The organism is Caballeronia sp. AZ10_KS36, from assembly GCF_023631105.1.
Classification (GTDB): Bacteria; Pseudomonadota; Gammaproteobacteria; order Burkholderiales; family Burkholderiaceae; genus Caballeronia.
The window spans coordinates 81593-99505 of record NZ_JALQDQ010000014.1 but is presented as its reverse complement, the minus strand read 5'-3'; the positions used below and the strand labels follow the sequence as shown (position 1 = coordinate 99505).

Below are 17913 nucleotides of genomic sequence, written 5' to 3'. Positions count from 1 at the left end.
CTTAGATCAGCTTGACGAGTTGCTTGCCGAAGTTCTTGCCGCGCAAGAGGCCGAGGAACGCCTCCGGCGCGCTTTCGATGCCTTCTGCAATCGTCTCGCGATACTTGAGCTTTCCGCTCGCGACCGCAGCGCCCAGTTCCTTCAACGCCTGCGGCCACACGTCCATGTGCTCGCTGACGATGAACCCTTGCAGCTTCAGCCGCTGCGTGAGCAGAAGCGCGGGCGCTTTCATCGGCAAGGGCTTGCCGTCGTAGCCGGAAATCATGCCGCACAGCGCGATGCGGCCGAAAGCATTCATGCGCGCGAGCACCGCATCGAGCACTTCGCCGCCGACGTTCTCGAAGTAGCCGTCGACGCCGTTCGGCGCGGCCGCTTTGAGATCGTCGCGCAGATTGCCCGCCTTGTAGTCGACGCAGGCATCGAAGCCGAGCGTCTCCACCACATAGCGGCACTTTTCCTCGCCGCCCGCAATGCCGACCGCGCGGCAGCCTGCCGCTTTCGCGAGTTGCCCGACCACGCTGCCGACCGCTCCGCTCGCCGCCGATACGACGACCGTCTCGCCCGCCTTCGGCTCGATGATGCGGTTAAGCCCGTACCACGCCGTCACGCCCGGCATGCCCACCGGCCCCAGATAGGCCGACAGCGGCACATGCGTCGTATCGACGATCTGCAGACCTTTGCCATCGGACGTGCCGTATTCCTGCCAGCCGAACATGCCGACGACCTTGTCGCCCGGCTTGAACGCCGGGTTGCGCGATTCGATCACCTCGCCGACCGTTCCGCCGACCATCACTTCGTTGAGCGGTTGCGGCGGCGCGTACGACTTCGTGTCGTTCATCCGTCCGCGCATGTACGGATCGAGCGAGAGATAGTGATTGCGCACGCGCACCTGGCCTTCGCCGAGCGGCGCGAGCGGCGTCTCGACGAGCCTGAAGTTGTCCGCCGACGCTTCGCCCTGCGGGCGCGAAACGAGCAGTACCTGACGATTGATGCTGGCGTTTGCCATAGGAAGTCTCCTGATCAGGCGTCGCTCGGTCCGGGCGTGGCCGCCGGATCGGAACGCAGTTTCTGACGCACGACGTCGCGGCCCACCGCGAGCCGCTTCATGTACTTGAACGTGCCGAGCGCCTTCGCGACGAAGTGCCCTTCGCTGTCGCGGATTTCGCCTTCGCAGTAGGCCATCGTCGTCGAGCGGTGCAGCACGCGGCCGTAGCCGCGCAACTCGCCGCGTCCCGGCTGCATGAAGTTCACCTTCATCTCGACGGTGACGACGCCGACGCCATCGCCCGCGACACTGCGCGCCGCAATGGCGAGCGCCGCGTCGAGCAGCGTCATCGTGACGCCGCCATGCGCGATGCCCCACGTGTTCAGATGCGCTTCACCGAGCGGCAGGCGCACTTCGCCTTCGCCATCGACGGCTTTCACGAGTTGCACGCCGAGCGCGTCGATGAACGGGCTTTCGATTGCGATGGCGTGGTTCGCGGGCTGTTTTTGCGTATCGGTCATCGCGATCACACTTCGTAGTCGAGGCATTGACGCGCTTCGTGAACCGCCGTCACGAAGTCCTTTACCGCGAGATGCTTCGGATGGACCTGATAAGCCTGGAGCGAAGCGGTGTCGTCGAAGTCCGAGACGAGCACGACGTCATACGTGCAGTCGAAGCCCGGCTGCGCGATGCCGACCTCGAAGTGTCCCTGCCCTTTCACGAGGCTGCGGCAGGTTTCGAGCTTAGTCTTCAGCTTGTGCGCGTTCTCCGCGCGACTGGCGCCCTCGGCGGTCTCTTTCAACTTCCACATGACGATGTGACGTAGCACGGCGGCTCCTGTAATGCGAATGAACGAACGAAGCGCCAAGCGTAGCAAAAATCGCGAGCAGCCTTAGCCGGTGACATCGTCCGACCGCACCCGCGCGACGCCCGCCGCGCGCATGTCGGACCACGCGCGGTCGAGCGAGCCGTTCAGGTCGATCGCGCGGCACGCGTCTTCGATCACGCTCGCTTCGAAGCCCGCGGCGCGCGCATCGAGCGCGGACCACGCGACGCAATAATCGGTGGCGAGTCCCGCGAGCCATACGCGCTTCGCGCCCATTTCGCGCAGATAGCCGGCGAGTCCGGTCGGCGTCGTGCGATCCGCCTCGACGAACGCCGAGTAGCTGTCGACCTGCTCGTGATGCCCCTTGCGCACGATGAGCCGCGCATGGGGCACGTCGAGATCGCGATGCAGCGCCGCGCCCTGCGTGCCCTGCACGCAATGCGGCGGCCACAGCACCTGTTCGCCATAAGGCATCGCGATGGTCTCGAACGGCGCGCGTCCCGCGTGATTCGCCGCGAACGACACATGCGACGCCGGATGCCAGTCCTGCGTCAGCACCACATGCGAGAACGCCTTCGCGAGCCGGTTGATGACGCGCACCACTTCATCGCCCCGCGCGACCGCGAGCGCGCCGCCGGGCATGAAGTCGTACTGCACGTCGACGACAAGAAGCACTTCTTCCGCTGATTTCATTCGGCACTCATGCATTGAAGCGGCCGTTGCTGGCCGCCAGTTCGATGATGCGCGCAGCCGGCTGCCATGCTTCGCCGTTGCGTTGCGCGGCGTACTTGCGCATGGCGCGCTCGACGTTCGGCAGGCCGAGCGTGTCGGCATGAAACATCGGCCCGCCGCGCCACAACGGAAAGCCGTAGCCCGTCAGATACACGATGTCGATATCCGATGCCTTCGCCGCGATGCCTTCTTCAAGAATCTTCGCGCCCTCGTTGACGAGCGACAGCACGAGCCGCTCGACGATCTCTTCATCGCTTATCTCGCGCCGCGCGATGCCCTGTTCCTTCGAATACGCGACGATCATCTCGATCACTGCCTGCGACGGCTTCGCCTCGCGCGAGCCGGCTTCGTAGTCGTACCAGCCCGCGCCGGTCTTTTGCCCGAAGCGGCCCAATTCGCACAGCCGGTCCGCGACGCCCGAATAGCGCATGTCCGGCTGCTCGCGATAGCGCCGTTTGCGAATCGCCCAGCCGATGTCGTTGCCCGCGAGATCGCTCATGCGGAATGGACCCATCGCGAAGCCGAAGGTCTCGATCGCGCGGTCGATCTGCGCCGGCAGCGCGCCTTCTTCGAGCATGAAAAGCGCCTGCCGCAGATACTGCTCGACCATGCGGTTGCCGATGAAGCCGTCGCACACGCGCGCCACCACCGCCGTCTTGCCGATCTTTCTGGCGAGTTGCATGACGGTCGCGAGCACGTCTTTGTCGGTCTTTTCACCGCGCACCACTTCGAGCAGCTTCATGACGTTGGCAGGACTGAAGAAGTGCATGCCGATCACATCGCCCGGACGCTGCGTGAATGCCGCGATCTTGTCGAGATCGAGTGTCGACGTATTCGACGCGAGAATCGCGCCGGGCTTTGCGATCGCGTCCAGTTGGCGGAAGACTTGCGCCTTCACGTCGAGGTCTTCGAACACGGCTTCGACGATCAGATCGGCTTGCGCGAGATCGGCGTAATCGAGCGTCGGATGCACGAGCTGCATGCGGGCTTCGACCTGTTCCGGCGTGAGCTTGCCCTTTTTCACCTGCGCTTCGTAGGTGCGCCGCACGGTGGCGAGGCCGCGCTCGAGCGCGTCCTGTTTCGTTTCCAGCAGCACGACCGGTAAGCCCGCGTTGACGAAGTTCATCGCGATGCCGCCGCCCATCGTTCCTGCGCCGATCACGCCGATGCGTTCTATTTTTCGAACCGGCGTATTGGACGGCACATCGGCGATCTTGCTTGCCGCGCGCTCGGCGAAGAACGCATGCCGCAGCGCGCGGCTTTCAGGCGTCTGCACGAGAAAGAGAAAGCACTCGCGCTCGAAGGCGAGACCGCGATCGAAGCCTTCCTTCGCGCCCATCTCAATGGCATCGATGCACTTGTGAGGCGCGGGGAAGTGCCTGGCTTTCTCGGCAATCGCCTGGCGTGCGGACTCGAAGCAACGCGCGGCGTCGGGATGCGTAATCGGGCGATCGCGCACTTTCGGACGAGCACCGCCTCGTTCGGCCATGCGCCGCGCGAAGCCGATGGCGGCATCAAGCAAATCGCCTTGCGCCATTTCATCGAAGAGCGCGGTGTCGGCGAGTTTCTCCGATCGCACCGGCGTGCCGGACACGATCATGTCGAGCGCGCGTTCGAGTCCGACGACGCGCGGCAGACGCTGTGTGCCGCCCGCGCCGGGCAGCAGGCCGAGCTTCACTTCCGGCAACGCGATCTGCGCGCCCGGCAACGTGATGCGGTAGTGCGCCCCGAGCGCGAGTTCCAGCCCGCCGCCCATCGCGACCGCGTGGATCGCGGCGACGACCGGCTTCTCGCTGCCTTCGACGGCCTTGATGACGGTGGCAAGCGTCGGCTCCTGCGTCGCTTTCGGCGTATTGAATTCGGTGATGTCCGCGCCGCCTGAGAACGCCTTGCCCGCGCCGATCAGCACGATCGCATGCACCGACGCATCGCTTCGCGCCCGCTCGATGCCCTCGACGATGCCAAGCCGCGTCGAATGTCCGAGCCCGTTGACCGGCGGATTGTCGAGCGTGATGACGGCAACGCCTTCGCGGATCGTATAGTCGACTGCCATGGATGTTCCCTCTCGCGTGATGGCTCATTGTGGGCGATCGGGGAAAAATACACAAAGACGAACGACCGTGCAATTCGGCTGTGCCCTAGTGCGCTGCGAGCAGGAACGCCCTGCGGCGCGAGGCTTATCAGACGGCCTTTTCTTCCGCGACCGGCAGCACATGATCGCGATACTGCTCGCGCAGCCGCACCTTCTGGAGCTTGCCCGTGGCGGTATGCGGCAACTCGTCGGCGAACACGACGTCATCCGGAATCCACCACTTCGCGACCTTGCCTTCGTAGAACGCGAGCAATTCGTCGCGCGTGAGCGTCGCGCCCGGCCGCAGCACGGCGACGATGATCGGCCGCTCCGTCCACTTCGGATGCGAACACGCGATACACGCCGCCTCCGCCACTTGCGGATGCGACATCGCGATGTTTTCCAGATCGATCGAGCTGATCCATTCGCCGCCCGACTTGATCACGTCCTTGCTGCGGTCGGTGATGTGCATGAAGCCGTCGGCGTCGATGGTCGCGACGTCGCCGGTCGGGAACCAGCCGTCGACGAGCGGGGATTCGTCGCGGCGGTAATAGCGGTCGATGACCCACGGCCCGCGCACGTAGAGATCGCCGAACGACTGGCCGTCCCACGGCAGTTCGCGACCGTCGTCGCCGACCACTTTCATATCCACGCCGAAAAGCGCATGGCCCTGCTTCTCGCGCGATGCGCGCTGCTCCTCCGGCGAGCGCTGCTTCTGGCGGAACGACAGCCGCGCGAGCGTGCCGAGCGGCGACATCTCCGTCATGCCCCACGCGTGAATCACTTCGACGCCGTACTCTTCTTCGAACGTGCGCAGCATCGCGGGCGGACACGCGGAGCCGCCTATCACGGTGCGCTTGAGCGTCGTGAAGCGCTTGTCCGCCTGCTTCATATAATTCAGGAGTCCGAGCCAAACCGTCGGCACGCCCGCCGAAAACGTGACGCCTTCGGCTTCCATCAGTTCATGGAGCGACTTGCCGTCGAGGTCCTTGCCCGGAAACACGAGCTTCGCGCCGACGAGCGGTCCGGCATGCGGAATGCCCCACGCATTGACGTGGAACATCGGCACGACGGGAAGAATGGCATCGCTCGACGAGGCGCCCATCGCATCGGGCAGCGCGGCGGCGTACGCATGCAGCACGGTCGAGCGATGCGAATACAGCGCGCCCTTCGGATTGCCGGTCGTTCCCGACGTGTAGCAGAGAAACGAGGCTTGCCGCTCGTCGAGCACCGGCCATTCGAACACGCCGTCCTGTGGCGCGATGAGGCTTTCGTAGCTCATCACGGGCACGCTCATGTCGCCGAGATGTTCGGCGATGCACGACGCATCGCCCAGTGCGATCCAGCCCTTCACGTTCGGACAATGCTGCGCGATGCGTTCGACGAGCGGCCAGAACGTCATGTCGAAGAAGACGTATGAATCGTCCGCGTGGTCGATGATGAAGGCGATCTGATCCGGAAAGAGCCGCGGATTGATGGTGTGGCACACGGCGCCCATGCCGCTCACGCCGTAATAGCACTCCAGATGCCGATAGCCGTTCCACGCGAGCGTGCCGATGCGCTCGCCCTGTTCGACGCCGAGCGCGATGAGCGCCTGCGCGAGTTGCTTCGCGCGCTTCTCGCAATCGCGATACGTGTAGCGATGAATGTCGCCTTCGATGCGCTTCGACACGATCTCCGTATCGCCGAAGTGGCGCGCCGCATGCGAGAGCAATGACGACGCGAGCAGCGGAATGTCCATCATCTGACCGTAAAGCGGCGACGCCATGTGTGAAGTCCTCGACGAATAGATGGTCCGACAGCTGCCCGAGTGCCGCCCTGCAGGCCCGCGGGCGCGGAATTACAATATCGTTTAACTCAGAGGCGCTCAACATGTCGTTTTCCCCAAGCAATGCCGTGCGCGCAACGACCGGCGCAGCCGAATCCGAACTTGGCGCGCAGTCGATGCCGCAGTCGATGCAAGAAGTCGCCGAGTCGATCCAAAGCAACCGCCCCGGCTCGTTCGCCTCGCTCGGTCCCGCGTTTCTCACCCGCCTTCCCGCCACGCCCGTTCCCGATCCGTATGTCGTCGCCGTGTCGCGTGAGGCAGCCGAACTGCTCGGCTTCGACGCGCGCATCGCACAAGAGGAAGCAGCCGCGTTCGCCGCTTACTTCGCGGGCAACCCCACGCGCGAATGGCCGCCCGAGGCGCTGCCCTATGCCGCGGTCTATTCGGGGCATCAGTTCGGCGTGTGGGCCGGTCAATTGGGCGATGGCCGCGCGCTCACGCTCGGCGAAGTCGACCGTGCCGACGCGCGCCTCGAAGTGCAGCTGAAAGGCGCGGGCCGCACGCCGTATTCGCGCATGGGCGATGGCCGCGCGGTGCTGCGCTCGTCCATTCGCGAATTCCTGTGCTCGGAGGCGATGCATCATCTCGGCATTCCGACGACGCGCGCGCTCGGCGTCATCGGTTCCGACCTGCCGGTGCGCCGGGAGACCATCGAGACAGCGGCGATCGCCACGCGCATCGCGCCGAGCTTCGTGCGCTTCGGCAACTTCGAGCACTTCTATGCGAACGAGCGTGTGGACGATCTCAAGACGCTGGCGGATCACGTCATCGAGCGTTTCTATCCGCAGTGCCGCGACGCCGACGATCCGTATCTCGCGCTCCTCGATGAAGTCGTGCGACGCACGGCGGAACTCATGGCGCAATGGCAGGGCGTGGGCTTCTGCCACGGCGTGATGAATACCGACAACATGTCGATTCTCGGCCTCACGATCGACTACGGTCCGTTCGGCTTCATGGACGGCTTCAACGCGCATCACATCTGCAATCACTCGGACACGCAAGGCCGCTATTCGTATAGCCGGCAGCCGCAGGTCGGGTACTGGAACCTCTTTTGTCTCGCGCAGGCGCTCGTGCCGCTCTTCGGCGCGAAGCTGCCGGAAGAAGGCCGCGCGGAACGCGTGGTCGAGGAAGCGCAGAAGGTGCTCGAACGCTACAAAACGTACTTCGCGCCCGCGCTCGAAGACAAGATGCGCGCAAAGCTCGGTCTCGAAACCGCGCGCGAAGGCGACGACAAGCTCGCCAACGGCCTGCTGGAAATCATGCATGCGAATCGCGCGGACTTCACGCTGACCTTCCGCAATCTGTCGAAGCTCTCGAAAGCAGATGCATCGGGCGATGCGCCCGTGCGCGATCTTTTCCTCGATCGCGCGGCCTTCGACGCCTGGGCCGTGCAGTATCGCGAGCGCCTCGCGCACGAACCGCGCGACGACGCGTCCCGCGCCGCGGCGATGAATCGCGTGAACCCGAAGTTCGTGCTGCGCAATCATCTGGCCGAGCAGGCCATCCGTCAGGCGAACGAGAAGGATTTCTCGGAAGTCGCGCGCCTGCTCGACGTGCTGCGCCGCCCGTTCGACGAGCAACCCGAAAACGAGGCTTACGCCGGCCTGCCGCCGGACTGGGCGAGCGATCTGGAAGTGAGTTGTTCTTCCTGAGCCCGCCCCCAACTACACAGCCCAGAGCAACGAAAGGAAGACCATGAACCGAGACGACACCCCCGGCGCCACCGAGCATCCGCTGCAAAAGGACGACGCGGTTTACCGCCGCGAACTCAACGAAATGCAATATCAGGTCACCCGCCATGCGGCGACCGAACGGCCGTTCACCGGCGAGTACTGGGATCACTTCGAGCGCGGCGTGTACGACTGCGTGTGTTGCGGCACGCCGCTCTTCGAATCCGACACCAAGTTCGACGCCGGCTGCGGCTGGCCGAGCTACTTCAAGCCGATCAACGGCGAAGTGATCCAGGAAAAGACCGACCGCTCGCACGGCATGCTGCGCATCGAAGTGCAGTGCAAGAACTGCGGCGCGCATCTCGGCCATGTGTTCGAGGACGGCCCCGCGCCGACCGGCCTGCGGTATTGCATCAACTCGGCTGCGCTACAATTCGAACCCAAGTAACCGGGTTCAGCCTTGAACGGACACGGGCCAGCACACTCGCTCGTGGCCGACGCCCGACCCGCGCCCGCTCTCCCGAGCGGGCGTTCGTTTAGCGTCGTCGCGCCCCGCATCGCACCATTCGCCTCATCTCCGAAACGCCAATGAAATTCCTGTTCGATCTGTTTCCGATCATCCTTTTTTTCGTCGCTTTCAAGATATGGGGCATCTATACGGCGACGGCCGTGGCGATCGCGGCGACGCTCGTGCAGATCGCGTGGGTCGCGTTCCGGCACCGCAAGGTCGATCCGATGTTGTGGGTAAGCCTTGGCGTCGTCGTCGTGTTCGGCGGCGCGACGCTCGTGCTGCATAACGACACGTTTATCAAGTGGAAGCCCACTGCCCTTTACTGGCTGTTCGCGTTCGCGCTGATCGTCGCGCAACTCGGCTTCAGGAAGAATCTGATCGAAGCGATGATGGGCAAGCAGATCGTGCTGCCGCATCGCGTATGGGGACAGTTGAATATCGCGTGGGCGGTGTTCTTCGCGCTGCTCGGCATCGTGAATCTCTTCGTCGCCTATCACTTCACGACCGACCAGTGGGTCAACTTCAAGCTCTTCGGCGCGACCGGCTGCCTCGTGCTGTTCATCGTCGCGCAGAGTTTCTGGCTCGCGAAGTACATGAAGGAGGACAACCAATGACCGCTCCGTTCGATTTCATGGCCGCCAGCGCGCAGGGCAAGATCGCGCATCTCGAAGCGCGGCTGAACGCCGCGCTCGATCCGCAGTCCGTCCATATCGAGGACGACAGCGCCGCGCACGCGGGCCACACAGGCGCCGCGTCAGGCAGCCACTACACGGTGACGATCGTCGCGGAACGCTTTGCCGGCAAGGCGCGCGTGGCGCGGCATCGGCTGGTGTATGATGCGCTGGCCGAAGAAATGCGGCGCGGCGTGCACGCGCTCGCCATCCGGGCTTATACGCCGCAACAGTTCGCAGAACAATTCGAATAAATCGCGGTTCGGCCCGATCTCGCTAAACCCGCCTTTGAAGGCGTCTGTTTGTTCAGTCTGTTCGTTCAGTTAGGAACCTCCGATGACTTTGAAAAAAACCCGTGTCTGGGTGTTGCTGGCTGCGTTCGCGGCGGCTCCCGCGTTCGCGCAGAACATCGCTGTCGTGAACGGCACGCCGATTCCCACGTCGCGCGCCGATGCGCTCGTGAAGCAACTCGTCCAGCAGGGTCAGCAGGATTCGCCGCAACTACAACAGGCCGTGCGCGAAGAACTGATTAACCGTGAAATCCTGATGCAGGAAGCCGCCCGCGAAGGCGTGGCGAACCGCCCCGACGTGAAGGCGCAACTGGCCGTCGCGCAGCAGACCGTCGTGCTGCGCGCGATGATCGAAGACTACCTCGCGAAGAACAAGCCGACCGACGCCGAGATCAAGGCGCGCTACGACCAGCTCGTGAAGCAGCAAGGCGGCGGCAAGGAACTGCATCTGCATCACATCCTCGTGGAGAACGAAGACCAGGCCAAGGACCTGATCGCGAAGATCAAGGGCGGTGCGAGCTTCGAAGATCTGGCGAAGCAGTACTCGAAGGACCCGGGATCGGGCAAGAACGGCGGCGATCTCGACTGGTCGTCGCCGTCGGCGTACGTGCCGGAATTCGGCGCCGCGGCCGAGAAGCTCAAGAAGGGCGAAGTCACGGCCGCGCCGGTCAAGACGCAGTTCGGCTGGCACATCATCCGCCTCGACGACAGCCGCGACGTCGCGCCGCCGCCGTTCGATCAGGTCAAGGCGCAAATCGCGCAGCAAATGCAGCAGGAAAAGCTGCAGGCGTTCGAAGAGAATTTGCGCAAGAAAGCGGTCATCAAGTAAAACGCCTTCCCGCCGCGAACTCGCGCGATGTACGACAAAGCCGCCCTCGGGCGGCTTTGTTGCTTTTGGAACCGCGTAGCGCAAAAAAACGCCCCGGCAGCCGAGGCTCCGGGGCGTGGCTCTGCGCTTACGCGCGATCAGCCGAGGAAGCGTCGCGCGTTCTGGAACGCGCGCAGCCACGGGCTCGCGTCGGTGGTCCAGTCGGCGGGCGTCCAGCTCATCTGCACATTGCGATGCACGCGCTCCATGTGCGGCATCAGCACCGTGAAGCGGCCATCCGGCGTCGTGACCGACGTAATGCCCTGCGGCGACCCGTTCGGGTTGAACGGATACTGCTCCGTCGCGTTGCCGCGATGATCGACGAAACGCATCGCGACGAGCGCGCTCGCTGCATCGCCCTGTTGCGAGAAGTCAGCGAAGCCTTCGCCGTGCGCGACCGCCACCAGAATGCGCGAGCCTTCCATGCCGGCAAAGAAGATCGACGGCGAGCTCTGCACTTCCACCAGCGAGAAGCGCGCCTCGAACTGCTCGGACTTGTTGCGCGTGAACTTCGGCCAGCTTTCCGCGCCCGGGATGATCGACGCGAGGCTCGACATCATCTGGCAGCCATTGCAGATGCCGAGCGCGAACGTGTCCTGGCGCGCGAAGAACGCCGCGAACATGTCCGCGAGGCGCGGATTGAAGCGGATGGTCTTCGCCCAGCCCTCGCCCGCGCCGAGCACGTCGCCGTACGAGAAGCCGCCGCACGCCACCGCGCCCGCGAAATCGGCGAGCGTCGCGCGGCCTTCGAGCAGGTCGCTCATGTGCACGTCGTGCGCGTCGAAGCCGGCGCGGTCGAAAGCGTACGCCGTCTCCAGATGCGAGTTCACGCCCTGCTCGCGCAGAATCGCCACGCGCGGGCGCTTGTTCGTCGCAATGAAAGGCGCGGCCACGTCTTGCGCCGGATCAAACGTGAGCACCGGCGAAAGGCCCGGGTCGCTCGCGTCGAGCAGCGCGTCGTACTCGGCGTCCGCGCAGGCCGGATTGTCACGCAGACGCGCGATGCGCCAGCTCACCTCGCTCCATGCGCGATGCAGTTCGACACGCGGCGCATCGAAAATCTTCTTCGCGTCGCGATAAATCTCGACGGCATCGCGCTCGTTCGGCTTGCCGATCACGTGCGAGCACGCCGACAAACCGTGTTCGCGCAATGCGGCGAGCACCGCGTCGCGGTCGGCTGCGCGCACCTGCACGACCGCACCCAGTTCTTCGGCGAAGAGCGCGCGAACAGTGCGGTCGTCGCGGCGGCCGCTCGTCTGCTTTGCCCAGTCCTTGGCGTCGCCGTAATCGGATTCGTGCTCGGCGTCGAGCGTCAGCATGTCAACGTTCAGCGACACGCCCACGTGCCCGGCGAACGCCATTTCGCAGACCGTCGCCCAGAGGCCGCCGTCCGAGCGGTCGTGGTACGCGAGCAGCTTGCCGTCTGCATTGAGCGACTGGATGGCGGCGAAGAAGCGCTTCAGGTCTTCGGCGTCGTCCAGGTCGGGCACGGCGTCGCCGACCTGCTGCGTGACTTGCGCGAGAATGCTGCCGCCGAGGCGATTGCGCCCGCGCCCGAGATCGATCGCGATGAGCACGGTGTTCGTATCGGCGACGAGTTGCGGCGTCAGATGCCGGCGCACGTCTTCGACCGGCGCGAACGCCGAGATGATGAGCGACACCGGCGACACCACTTCCTTTTGCGCGCCGCGCGCGTCCTGCCATTTGGTGCGCATCGACAGCGAATCCTTGCCGACCGGAATGCTGATGCCCAGCGCCGGGCACAGTTCCATGCCGATCGCCTTCACGGTCGCATAGAGCGCGGCGTCTTCGCCCGGGCTGCCGCACGCGGCCATCCAGTTGGCGGAGAGCTTCAGCTTGTTCAGCGATTCGATCGGCGCGGACGCGATGTTCGTCACCGCTTCGCCGACGGCCATGCGGCCGGAAGCCGGCGCGTCGATCACGGCGAGCGGCGTGCGCTCGGCCATCGTCATCGCTTCCCCGCGAAAGCCCGCGTAGTCCATCGTCGTGATCGCGCAGTCGGCGACGGGCACCTGCCACGGACCGACGAACTGGTCGCGCGCGGTCGTGCCGCCCACCGAGCGGTCGCCGATGGTGATCAGAAACGACTTGCTCGCCACCGTCGGATGCTTCAGCACGTCGAGCGCGACTTCCGACAGCGCGAGGCCGGTCACGTCCACCGGCTCGAACTGCGCGCGCTCGCGCTTCACGTCGCGATGCATCTTCGGCGGCTTGCCGAGCAGCACGTCCATCGGCATGTCGACCGGCTGCTGGCCTTCGTTCTCGTCGTCGATCAGTTTCAGTTGACGCTCTTCCGTCGCCACGCCGACGACCGCGACCGGGCAACGCTCGCGCGCGCAGATGGCTTCGAACGCGGTCAGATCGGCGGGTGCAATCGCCAGCACGTAGCGCTCTTGCGCTTCGTTCGACCAGATTTCGCGCGGCGACAGCCCGCTTTCTTCGAGTTGCACCTTGCGCAGTTCGAAGCGCGCGCCCTTGCCCGCGCCGTCGACGAGTTCCGGAAACGCGTTCGAAATGCCGCCCGCGCCGACGTCGTGAATCGACAGAATCGGGTTGCGCTCGCCCATCTGCCAGCACGCGTTGATGACTTCCTGCGCGCGGCGCTGAATCTCGGGATTGCCGCGCTGCACGGAATCGAAGTCGAGCTCGGCGGTGTTCGCGCCCGTGGCCATCGACGAAGCCGCGCCGCCGCCCATGCCGATGCGCATGCCCGGCCCGCCGATCTGGATCAGGAGCGTGCCGGCCGGCAAGTCGTGCTTGTGCGTGTGCTGGTCCGAGATATTGCCGATGCCGCCCGCGATCATGATCGGCTTGTGATAGCCGCGCACGCGGCCCGCCACGTTCTGCTCGTAAGTGCGGAAGTAGCCGCCGAGATTCGGCCGGCCGAATTCGTTGTTGAAGGCAGCCGCGCCGATCGGGCCGTCGATCATGATCTGCAACGGCGAAGCGATGCGGTTCGGGCGGCCATACGGCTCGTGCGTGTCGGCGGGATTGCGCGCGGACCGCGGCGTGGCGCTGTCGCGGGCGTTTTCCCACTTCTGACGCGCGTCGGGCAGATCCAGATTCGACACCGTGAAGCCTGCGAGACCCGCTTTCGGACGCGCGCCGCGGCCGGTCGCGCCTTCATCGCGGATTTCGCCGCCCGAGCCCGTCGCCGCGCCCGCGAACGGGGAAATGGCGGTCGGGTGATTGTGCGTCTCGACCTTCATCAGCGTGTGCGTCAGCTCGACGTGGCGCTCGTAGTGCTCGCTCTCGCCGCGCGGGAACCAGCGTTCCGCCACGCCGCCCCGCATGATCGCCGAGTTGTCCGAATACGCGACGATCGTCCCTTCGTGATTCAGCTTCTCCGTGTTGCGGATCATCTGGAAGAGCGACATGTCCTGCTTCTCGCCGTCGATGGTCCACTCGCCGTTGAAGATCTTGTGGCGGCAGTGCTCGCTGTTGGCCTGCGCGAACATCATCAGTTCGACATCGGTCGGATTGCGCCCGAGGGCTTGGAACGCGTTGACCAGATAGTCGATCTCGTCGTCCGCCAGCGCGAGACCCAGTTCGACGTTCGCCGCTTCCAGCGCGGCGCGCCCGGTGCCGATGATATCGACCGTTTGCAGCGGCTTCGCGGGCAGTTCATCGAAGAGATGCAGTGCCTGATCGCGCGATGCCGCGACGCTTTCGGTCATGCGATCGTGCAGCGCGGCCGCGACCTGCGCGCGCGCTTCGTCCGACAGCGCCTTCTTGCCGCCGAGCAGCCCGCTTTTCATGACGACCGAATACTCGACGCCGCGCTCGATGCGCCGCACCTGCGTCAGACCGCAGTGATGCGCGATGTCGGTCGCCTTGCTCGCCCACGGCGACACGGTGCCGAAGCGCGGCACGACGAGGAACGTTTCGACGTGGCCGCGCTCTTTCTGGTCCGCGAACGGCGTGCCGTAGTGCATCAGCGCGTGGATGCGGTTCGTGTCCTCGTCGCTGAGTGGCTCGGACGCGTTGACGAAATGCAGGAATTGTCCGCGCACGCCGACGATGTTGGCGTCGATGCGGGCCAGCGTTTCGAGGAGACGAGTCTGACGGAAATCGGAGAGGGCCGAAGCGCCGGGGAAACACGAGAAATGGGCCATTGTGACGGTGCGTCGATGACGTCTGTGAGCCGCTCGATGGCACTCGGCGCGCCGAGTGCGGGAAAGCGGCGTGAGGCGGAGTGAAGACCGCGATTATAACCCGGATGCGTCTCGAAATCGGCTGCGCCCGGCCGGGCAGTGCCGTCGTGGTGGCGCCCGTCATCCTGAAATTTGGCGGCTCGGTCGCACGGCTTGCTGACATGCTTTTTGACACGTGAGCAGTGCTGGAATGGGCGTCCCTCGACGGCGCATTTGGCGCTATCATGGCGCGCTTTCTTCGGGCGCGGCCTGCCGCCGCGCCTGCCGTCTTACCGTCAGGACACGCGGCTCGCAGGGCGCTCGATGCGCCGCGCCGCGCGTGCGTTCTCCCGCCCTCGGGCACAAAAAGTCATGGATGTCATCGTCATCGGCGGAGGAATCGCCGGCATCGCCACCGCTTATCAGTTGCACGCGGCCGGGCATCGCGTCTGTGTGATCGAGCGCCACGCGACCGTCGCGCAGGGCGCGACGTACGGCCAGGGCGGCGCGCTTCTGCCCTCGCCGCTCGACGTCTGGTTCGGGCCGACATTCATGGCGTCGAGCCGCGCGAAGCAAAGCGGCATGATCGTGAAAACGGGCTTCGACGGCGCCGCGCGCGATTTTCTCAAGCGACTCGGCGAGTTGCGCGATCCGCAGGCGTTCGAGGCGCAGTACGCGCGCTTGCAGCCGCTCGTCGAACTGTCGCGGCGCGCGCTCGCCGATATCGAAGCGCGCTTCGAACTCGACTACGAGCAGCGCGTCGGCATGCTGCACGTCTTCCGGCACGCCCGCGAACTCGACGACGCGCAAGCCGCCATCGACCTTCTGAAGCGCTTCGGCGTGCCGCACCGGCAGCTTGCGCCTGACGAATGCGTTCGGGCGGAGCCTTCGGTGCCGGACGATCCCGCATTCGCGGGCGGCGTTCTGCTCCCCGAAGAACGCACCGCCAATTGCCCGCTTTTAACGAAGCAACTGAAGCAATTGCTGGAAGAAGCCGGCGTCGAGTTCCGCATGAATTGCGAAGTGGCGTCGCTGCGGCTCGAAGACCGGCGCGCCGCTGTCGAGCTTGCCCGCTCGAAGGACGACAGGAAGCGCCACGCCGACGCCGAAGTCATATCCGCCGATGCGGTGGTCGTCGCGGCGGGCGCGGATACGCCCGCGCTCGTCGGCGGCTTTCGCTCCACGCCTTCGCTGTTTCCGCTGCGCCTGCACACGCTGACCGCGCCCGTCGCCTACGAGGAACGCGCGCCGCATATCACGGTGATCGATTCGGTGAAGCGCATCACGATGTCGCGGGTGCATCAGCGGCTGCGCGTCGGCGGCGCGGGCGTTTTCCAGAGCTTCGCGAAAGCCGACAAACCCGCGCACGCCGGGCTCGCGCGCCGCGCCTTCGACGTGCTCGGCCAAGGCACGCACGACTGGATTCCGGGTGCCGCGCGCGTATCGGCTGCGCGTTCGTGGGACGGCTTGCGGCTGCTTTCGGCGGACGGGCTGCCGGTCGTCGGCGCGACGCGGCATCCGCGTCTTTTCATCAACGCGGCGCACGGTCCCGCCGGCTGGGGCCTTGCGTGCGGGTCTGCTAAAGTGGTCGCGGATCTCGTCTCCGGTGTCGCGCCCGATCTTCCCGCCGAGACGCTCGCGGCCATCGGCATGGAACGCTTCTGATGCGCGTCTGACGCGCGAGCCGCCCGCCTGACGCGGCGTGGCATGAAGGGTGCGAGCCGGACCATCGCCGATTCTTTCTACGCGAACATGACCGCATCCGCTTCCTACTTTACGCCCGACGACGACGCGCTCCCGCTCTTGACGCTCGCGGAACTGCGCAACCTCGAAGCGCGAGCCGCCGCCGCGCTGCCGCCGCACACACTGATGGCCCGCGCCGGCGCGGCCGCCGCGCAGTATCTGCTCGATGCCCTCTCCCGCGATCCCGGTGCCCGCGCGCTGCCGGTGTGGATCGTGGCAGGCCCCGGCAACAACGGCGGCGATGCCCTCGTGGTCGCCGAGCATCTGCACCGCGCGGGCGTGGCCGTCGAGGTTTGCATGCCGATAGCCGTGAAGCCCGACGACGCGCGCTGGGCGCTCGATGCCGCGCAGGCGGCCGGCGTGCCGATCAAGAGCGACCCGCCCGCTTCCTTCGACGGTTTCGGCTGGCTCGTCGACGGCATGTTCGGCATCGGACTCACGCGCCCGCTCGATGGCGTCTTCGCGACGCTGGCCGCGCGCATGTCGCGTCGCGCGCGCGAGTCCGGCCGGGTGCTCGCGCTCGATGTGCCGAGCGGCCTCGACAGCGATACCGGCGCGCCCGTCGGCGGCGGCGAGGCGCTCTGCGCGAACACGACGATCACCTTCATCGGCGCGAAGCCGGGCCTCATCACCGCGCTCGGCCGCGATCTGTGCGGCACGCTGCACGTCGCGACGCTGGACGTGGAGCCGCCCGCCGCGCCTTCGATCATGCTCAACGCGACAGCGCTTTTCCGGGCGAGCCTGCCGCCGCGCGACTTCGCGACCAACAAGGGCACGTTCGGCACGCTGGCCGTCGTGGGCGGCGACACGGGCATGTGCGGCGCGCCGATCCTCGCGGCGCGCATGGCGCTCTATGCGGGCGCGGGCAAGGTCCACGTCGCATTTCTGGGCGAAGGCGGCCCGCCCTACGACCCGCCGCATCCCGAGCTGATGCTGCACCACGTCGACGGCTTCGCGCTCGACAAGACGGATGCGCTTTCCATCGGCTGCGGCATGGGCAAGACGGATCGCGCGAAGCGTGTGCTCGCCGATGTGCTCAAGCTCGACATGCCCAAGCTGCTCGATGCCGACGCGCTTAACCTCGTCGCGACGGACGACGCGCTGGCGGGCGAAGTGGCGGCGCGCGGCCGCGCGGGCGATCCGTGCGTGCTGACGCCTCATCCGCTGGAGGCCGCGCGGCTTCTGCAATCCGACGCGAAAGCCGTGCAGGCGGATCGCATCGCCGCCGCCCGGCAGCTATCGGCGCGCTTCGCGGCTGTTGTCGTGCTGAAAGGATCGGGCACGGTGATCGCGGCACCGGATGGGCGCGTCGCCGTGAACCCGACCGGCAACGCGGGACTCGCCACCGGCGGCACAGGCGACGTGCTCGGCGGATTGATCGGCGCATTGCTCGCGCAAAAGCTGCCGCAGTACGAAGCCGCACTCGCGGGCGTCTATCTGCACGGACTCGCCGCGCAGTCGCTGACCGGTCGCGGCATCGGACCGGCGGGGCTGACGGCGGGCGAACTCGCGCCCGAAGTGCGCGGTCTCATCAACCGCCTCTTTTATCCGCCGAACGGCTAAT

At 65.8% G+C, this 17913-nt stretch carries 15 protein-coding genes; 8 read left to right on the top strand and 7 right to left on the bottom strand.

Going from position 1 to position 17913, the window contains the following annotated elements; all coding sequences use genetic code 11:
- Position 1: 1 nt before the first annotated feature.
- The 6 genes from NCR35_RS08425 to NCR35_RS08400 all read right to left on the bottom strand — a co-directional run bounded on the left by NCR35_RS08425 (position 2) and on the right by NCR35_RS08400 (position 6382).
- Positions 2–1006, bottom strand: a complete 1005-nt coding sequence (locus NCR35_RS08425; protein ID WP_250534006.1) for an NADP-dependent oxidoreductase — start codon at positions 1004–1006, stop codon at positions 2–4.
- 14 nt (positions 1007–1020) lie between these two features.
- Complete coding sequence (locus NCR35_RS08420; RefSeq protein ID WP_206468230.1) at positions 1021–1506, bottom strand: PaaI family thioesterase; 486 nt, start codon at positions 1504–1506, stop codon at positions 1021–1023.
- Between the two features lie 5 nt (positions 1507–1511).
- On the bottom strand, positions 1512–1814 hold the full coding sequence (locus tag NCR35_RS08415; RefSeq protein WP_250534005.1) for a Dabb family protein: 303 nt from the start codon (positions 1812–1814) through the stop codon (positions 1512–1514).
- 63 nt (positions 1815–1877) lie between these two features.
- Positions 1878–2504, bottom strand: a complete 627-nt coding sequence (gene pncA / locus NCR35_RS08410) for a bifunctional nicotinamidase/pyrazinamidase (protein ID WP_250534004.1) — start codon at positions 2502–2504, stop codon at positions 1878–1880.
- Positions 2505–2511: 7 nt separating this feature from the next.
- Positions 2512–4596 (bottom strand): 3-hydroxyacyl-CoA dehydrogenase NAD-binding domain-containing protein, encoded by a 2085-nt coding sequence (locus NCR35_RS08405; protein WP_250534003.1) that lies wholly within the window; start codon positions 4594–4596, stop codon positions 2512–2514.
- A gap of 127 nt (positions 4597–4723) precedes the next feature.
- Positions 4724–6382 (bottom strand): 3-(methylthio)propionyl-CoA ligase, encoded by a 1659-nt coding sequence (locus NCR35_RS08400; protein ID WP_250534002.1) that lies wholly within the window; start codon positions 6380–6382, stop codon positions 4724–4726.
- A gap of 176 nt (positions 6383–6558) precedes the next feature.
- Between NCR35_RS08400 and NCR35_RS08395 the strand changes: the two genes are divergently transcribed.
- The 5 genes from NCR35_RS08395 to NCR35_RS08375 all read left to right on the top strand — a co-directional run bounded on the left by NCR35_RS08395 (position 6559) and on the right by NCR35_RS08375 (position 10413).
- On the top strand, positions 6559–8094 hold the full coding sequence (locus NCR35_RS08395; protein WP_502801660.1) for a protein adenylyltransferase SelO: 1536 nt from the start codon (positions 6559–6561) through the stop codon (positions 8092–8094).
- 43 nt (positions 8095–8137) lie between these two features.
- Positions 8138–8560: a peptide-methionine (R)-S-oxide reductase MsrB gene (gene msrB, locus NCR35_RS08390; RefSeq protein WP_175940290.1), complete on the top strand. Its 423-nt coding sequence runs from the start codon at positions 8138–8140 to the stop codon at positions 8558–8560.
- Positions 8561–8700: 140 nt separating this feature from the next.
- The gene (locus NCR35_RS08385) at positions 8701–9237 is read left to right on the top strand and encodes a septation protein A (RefSeq protein ID WP_244848627.1); all 537 of its coding nucleotides are present in this window, start codon (positions 8701–8703) and stop codon (positions 9235–9237) included.
- Positions 9234–9548, top strand: coding sequence for a BolA family protein (locus NCR35_RS08380; RefSeq protein WP_250534001.1), 315 nt, complete (start codon positions 9234–9236; stop codon positions 9546–9548). The genes NCR35_RS08385 and NCR35_RS08380 overlap by 4 nt, the downstream gene beginning before the upstream one ends.
- Positions 9549–9630: 82 nt before the next feature.
- Positions 9631–10413, top strand: a complete 783-nt coding sequence (locus tag NCR35_RS08375) for a peptidylprolyl isomerase (RefSeq protein ID WP_244848626.1) — start codon at positions 9631–9633, stop codon at positions 10411–10413.
- 137 nt (positions 10414–10550) lie between these two features.
- Here NCR35_RS08375 and purL read toward each other — a convergent pair whose 3' ends face one another.
- Positions 10551–14588 (bottom strand): phosphoribosylformylglycinamidine synthase, encoded by a 4038-nt coding sequence (purL, locus tag NCR35_RS08370; protein ID WP_250534000.1) that lies wholly within the window; start codon positions 14586–14588, stop codon positions 10551–10553.
- An 80-nt stretch (positions 14589–14668) separates the two neighbouring features.
- Here purL and NCR35_RS08365 point away from each other — a divergent pair, with 80 nt between their 5' ends.
- From NCR35_RS08365 to NCR35_RS08355, 3 genes are all read left to right on the top strand, one after another.
- On the top strand, positions 14669–14806 hold the full coding sequence (locus NCR35_RS08365; RefSeq protein ID WP_250533999.1) for a hypothetical protein: 138 nt from the start codon (positions 14669–14671) through the stop codon (positions 14804–14806).
- A 172-nt stretch (positions 14807–14978) separates the two neighbouring features.
- On the top strand, positions 14979–16271 hold the full coding sequence (locus NCR35_RS08360; protein WP_250533998.1) for an FAD-dependent oxidoreductase: 1293 nt from the start codon (positions 14979–14981) through the stop codon (positions 16269–16271).
- Between the two features lie 87 nt (positions 16272–16358).
- Entirely contained in the window at positions 16359–17912 is a 1554-nt protein-coding gene (locus NCR35_RS08355; RefSeq protein ID WP_250533997.1) for an NAD(P)H-hydrate dehydratase, read from the top strand.
- Position 17913 lies beyond the last annotated feature (1 nt).

Excerpts from the sequence above, each read along its gene's own strand:
- NCR35_RS08425 (WP_250534006.1), bottom strand. The coding sequence starts at position 1,006 with ATGGCAAACGCCAGCATCAATCGTCAGGTACTGCTCGTTTCGCGCCCG.
- NCR35_RS08420 (WP_206468230.1), bottom strand. The coding sequence starts at position 1,506 with ATGACCGATACGCAAAAACAGCCCGCGAACCACGCCATCGCAATCGAA.
- pncA (WP_250534004.1), bottom strand. The coding sequence starts at position 2,504 with ATGAAATCAGCGGAAGAAGTGCTTCTTGTCGTCGACGTGCAGTACGAC.
- NCR35_RS08405 (WP_250534003.1), bottom strand. The coding sequence starts at position 4,596 with ATGGCAGTCGACTATACGATCCGCGAAGGCGTTGCCGTCATCACGCTC.
- NCR35_RS08400 (WP_250534002.1), bottom strand. The coding sequence starts at position 6,382 with ATGGCGTCGCCGCTTTACGGTCAGATGATGGACATTCCGCTGCTCGCG.
- NCR35_RS08395 (WP_502801660.1), top strand. The coding sequence starts at position 6,559 with ATGCCGCAGTCGATGCAAGAAGTCGCCGAGTCGATCCAAAGCAACCGC.
- msrB (WP_175940290.1), top strand. The coding sequence starts at position 8,138 with ATGAACCGAGACGACACCCCCGGCGCCACCGAGCATCCGCTGCAAAAG.
- NCR35_RS08385 (WP_244848627.1), top strand. The coding sequence starts at position 8,701 with ATGAAATTCCTGTTCGATCTGTTTCCGATCATCCTTTTTTTCGTCGCT.
- NCR35_RS08380 (WP_250534001.1), top strand. The coding sequence starts at position 9,234 with ATGACCGCTCCGTTCGATTTCATGGCCGCCAGCGCGCAGGGCAAGATC.
- NCR35_RS08375 (WP_244848626.1), top strand. The coding sequence starts at position 9,631 with ATGACTTTGAAAAAAACCCGTGTCTGGGTGTTGCTGGCTGCGTTCGCG.
- purL (WP_250534000.1), bottom strand. The coding sequence starts at position 14,588 with ATGGCCCATTTCTCGTGTTTCCCCGGCGCTTCGGCCCTCTCCGATTTC.
- NCR35_RS08360 (WP_250533998.1), top strand. The coding sequence starts at position 14,979 with ATGGATGTCATCGTCATCGGCGGAGGAATCGCCGGCATCGCCACCGCT.
- NCR35_RS08355 (WP_250533997.1), top strand. The coding sequence starts at position 16,359 with ATGACCGCATCCGCTTCCTACTTTACGCCCGACGACGACGCGCTCCCG.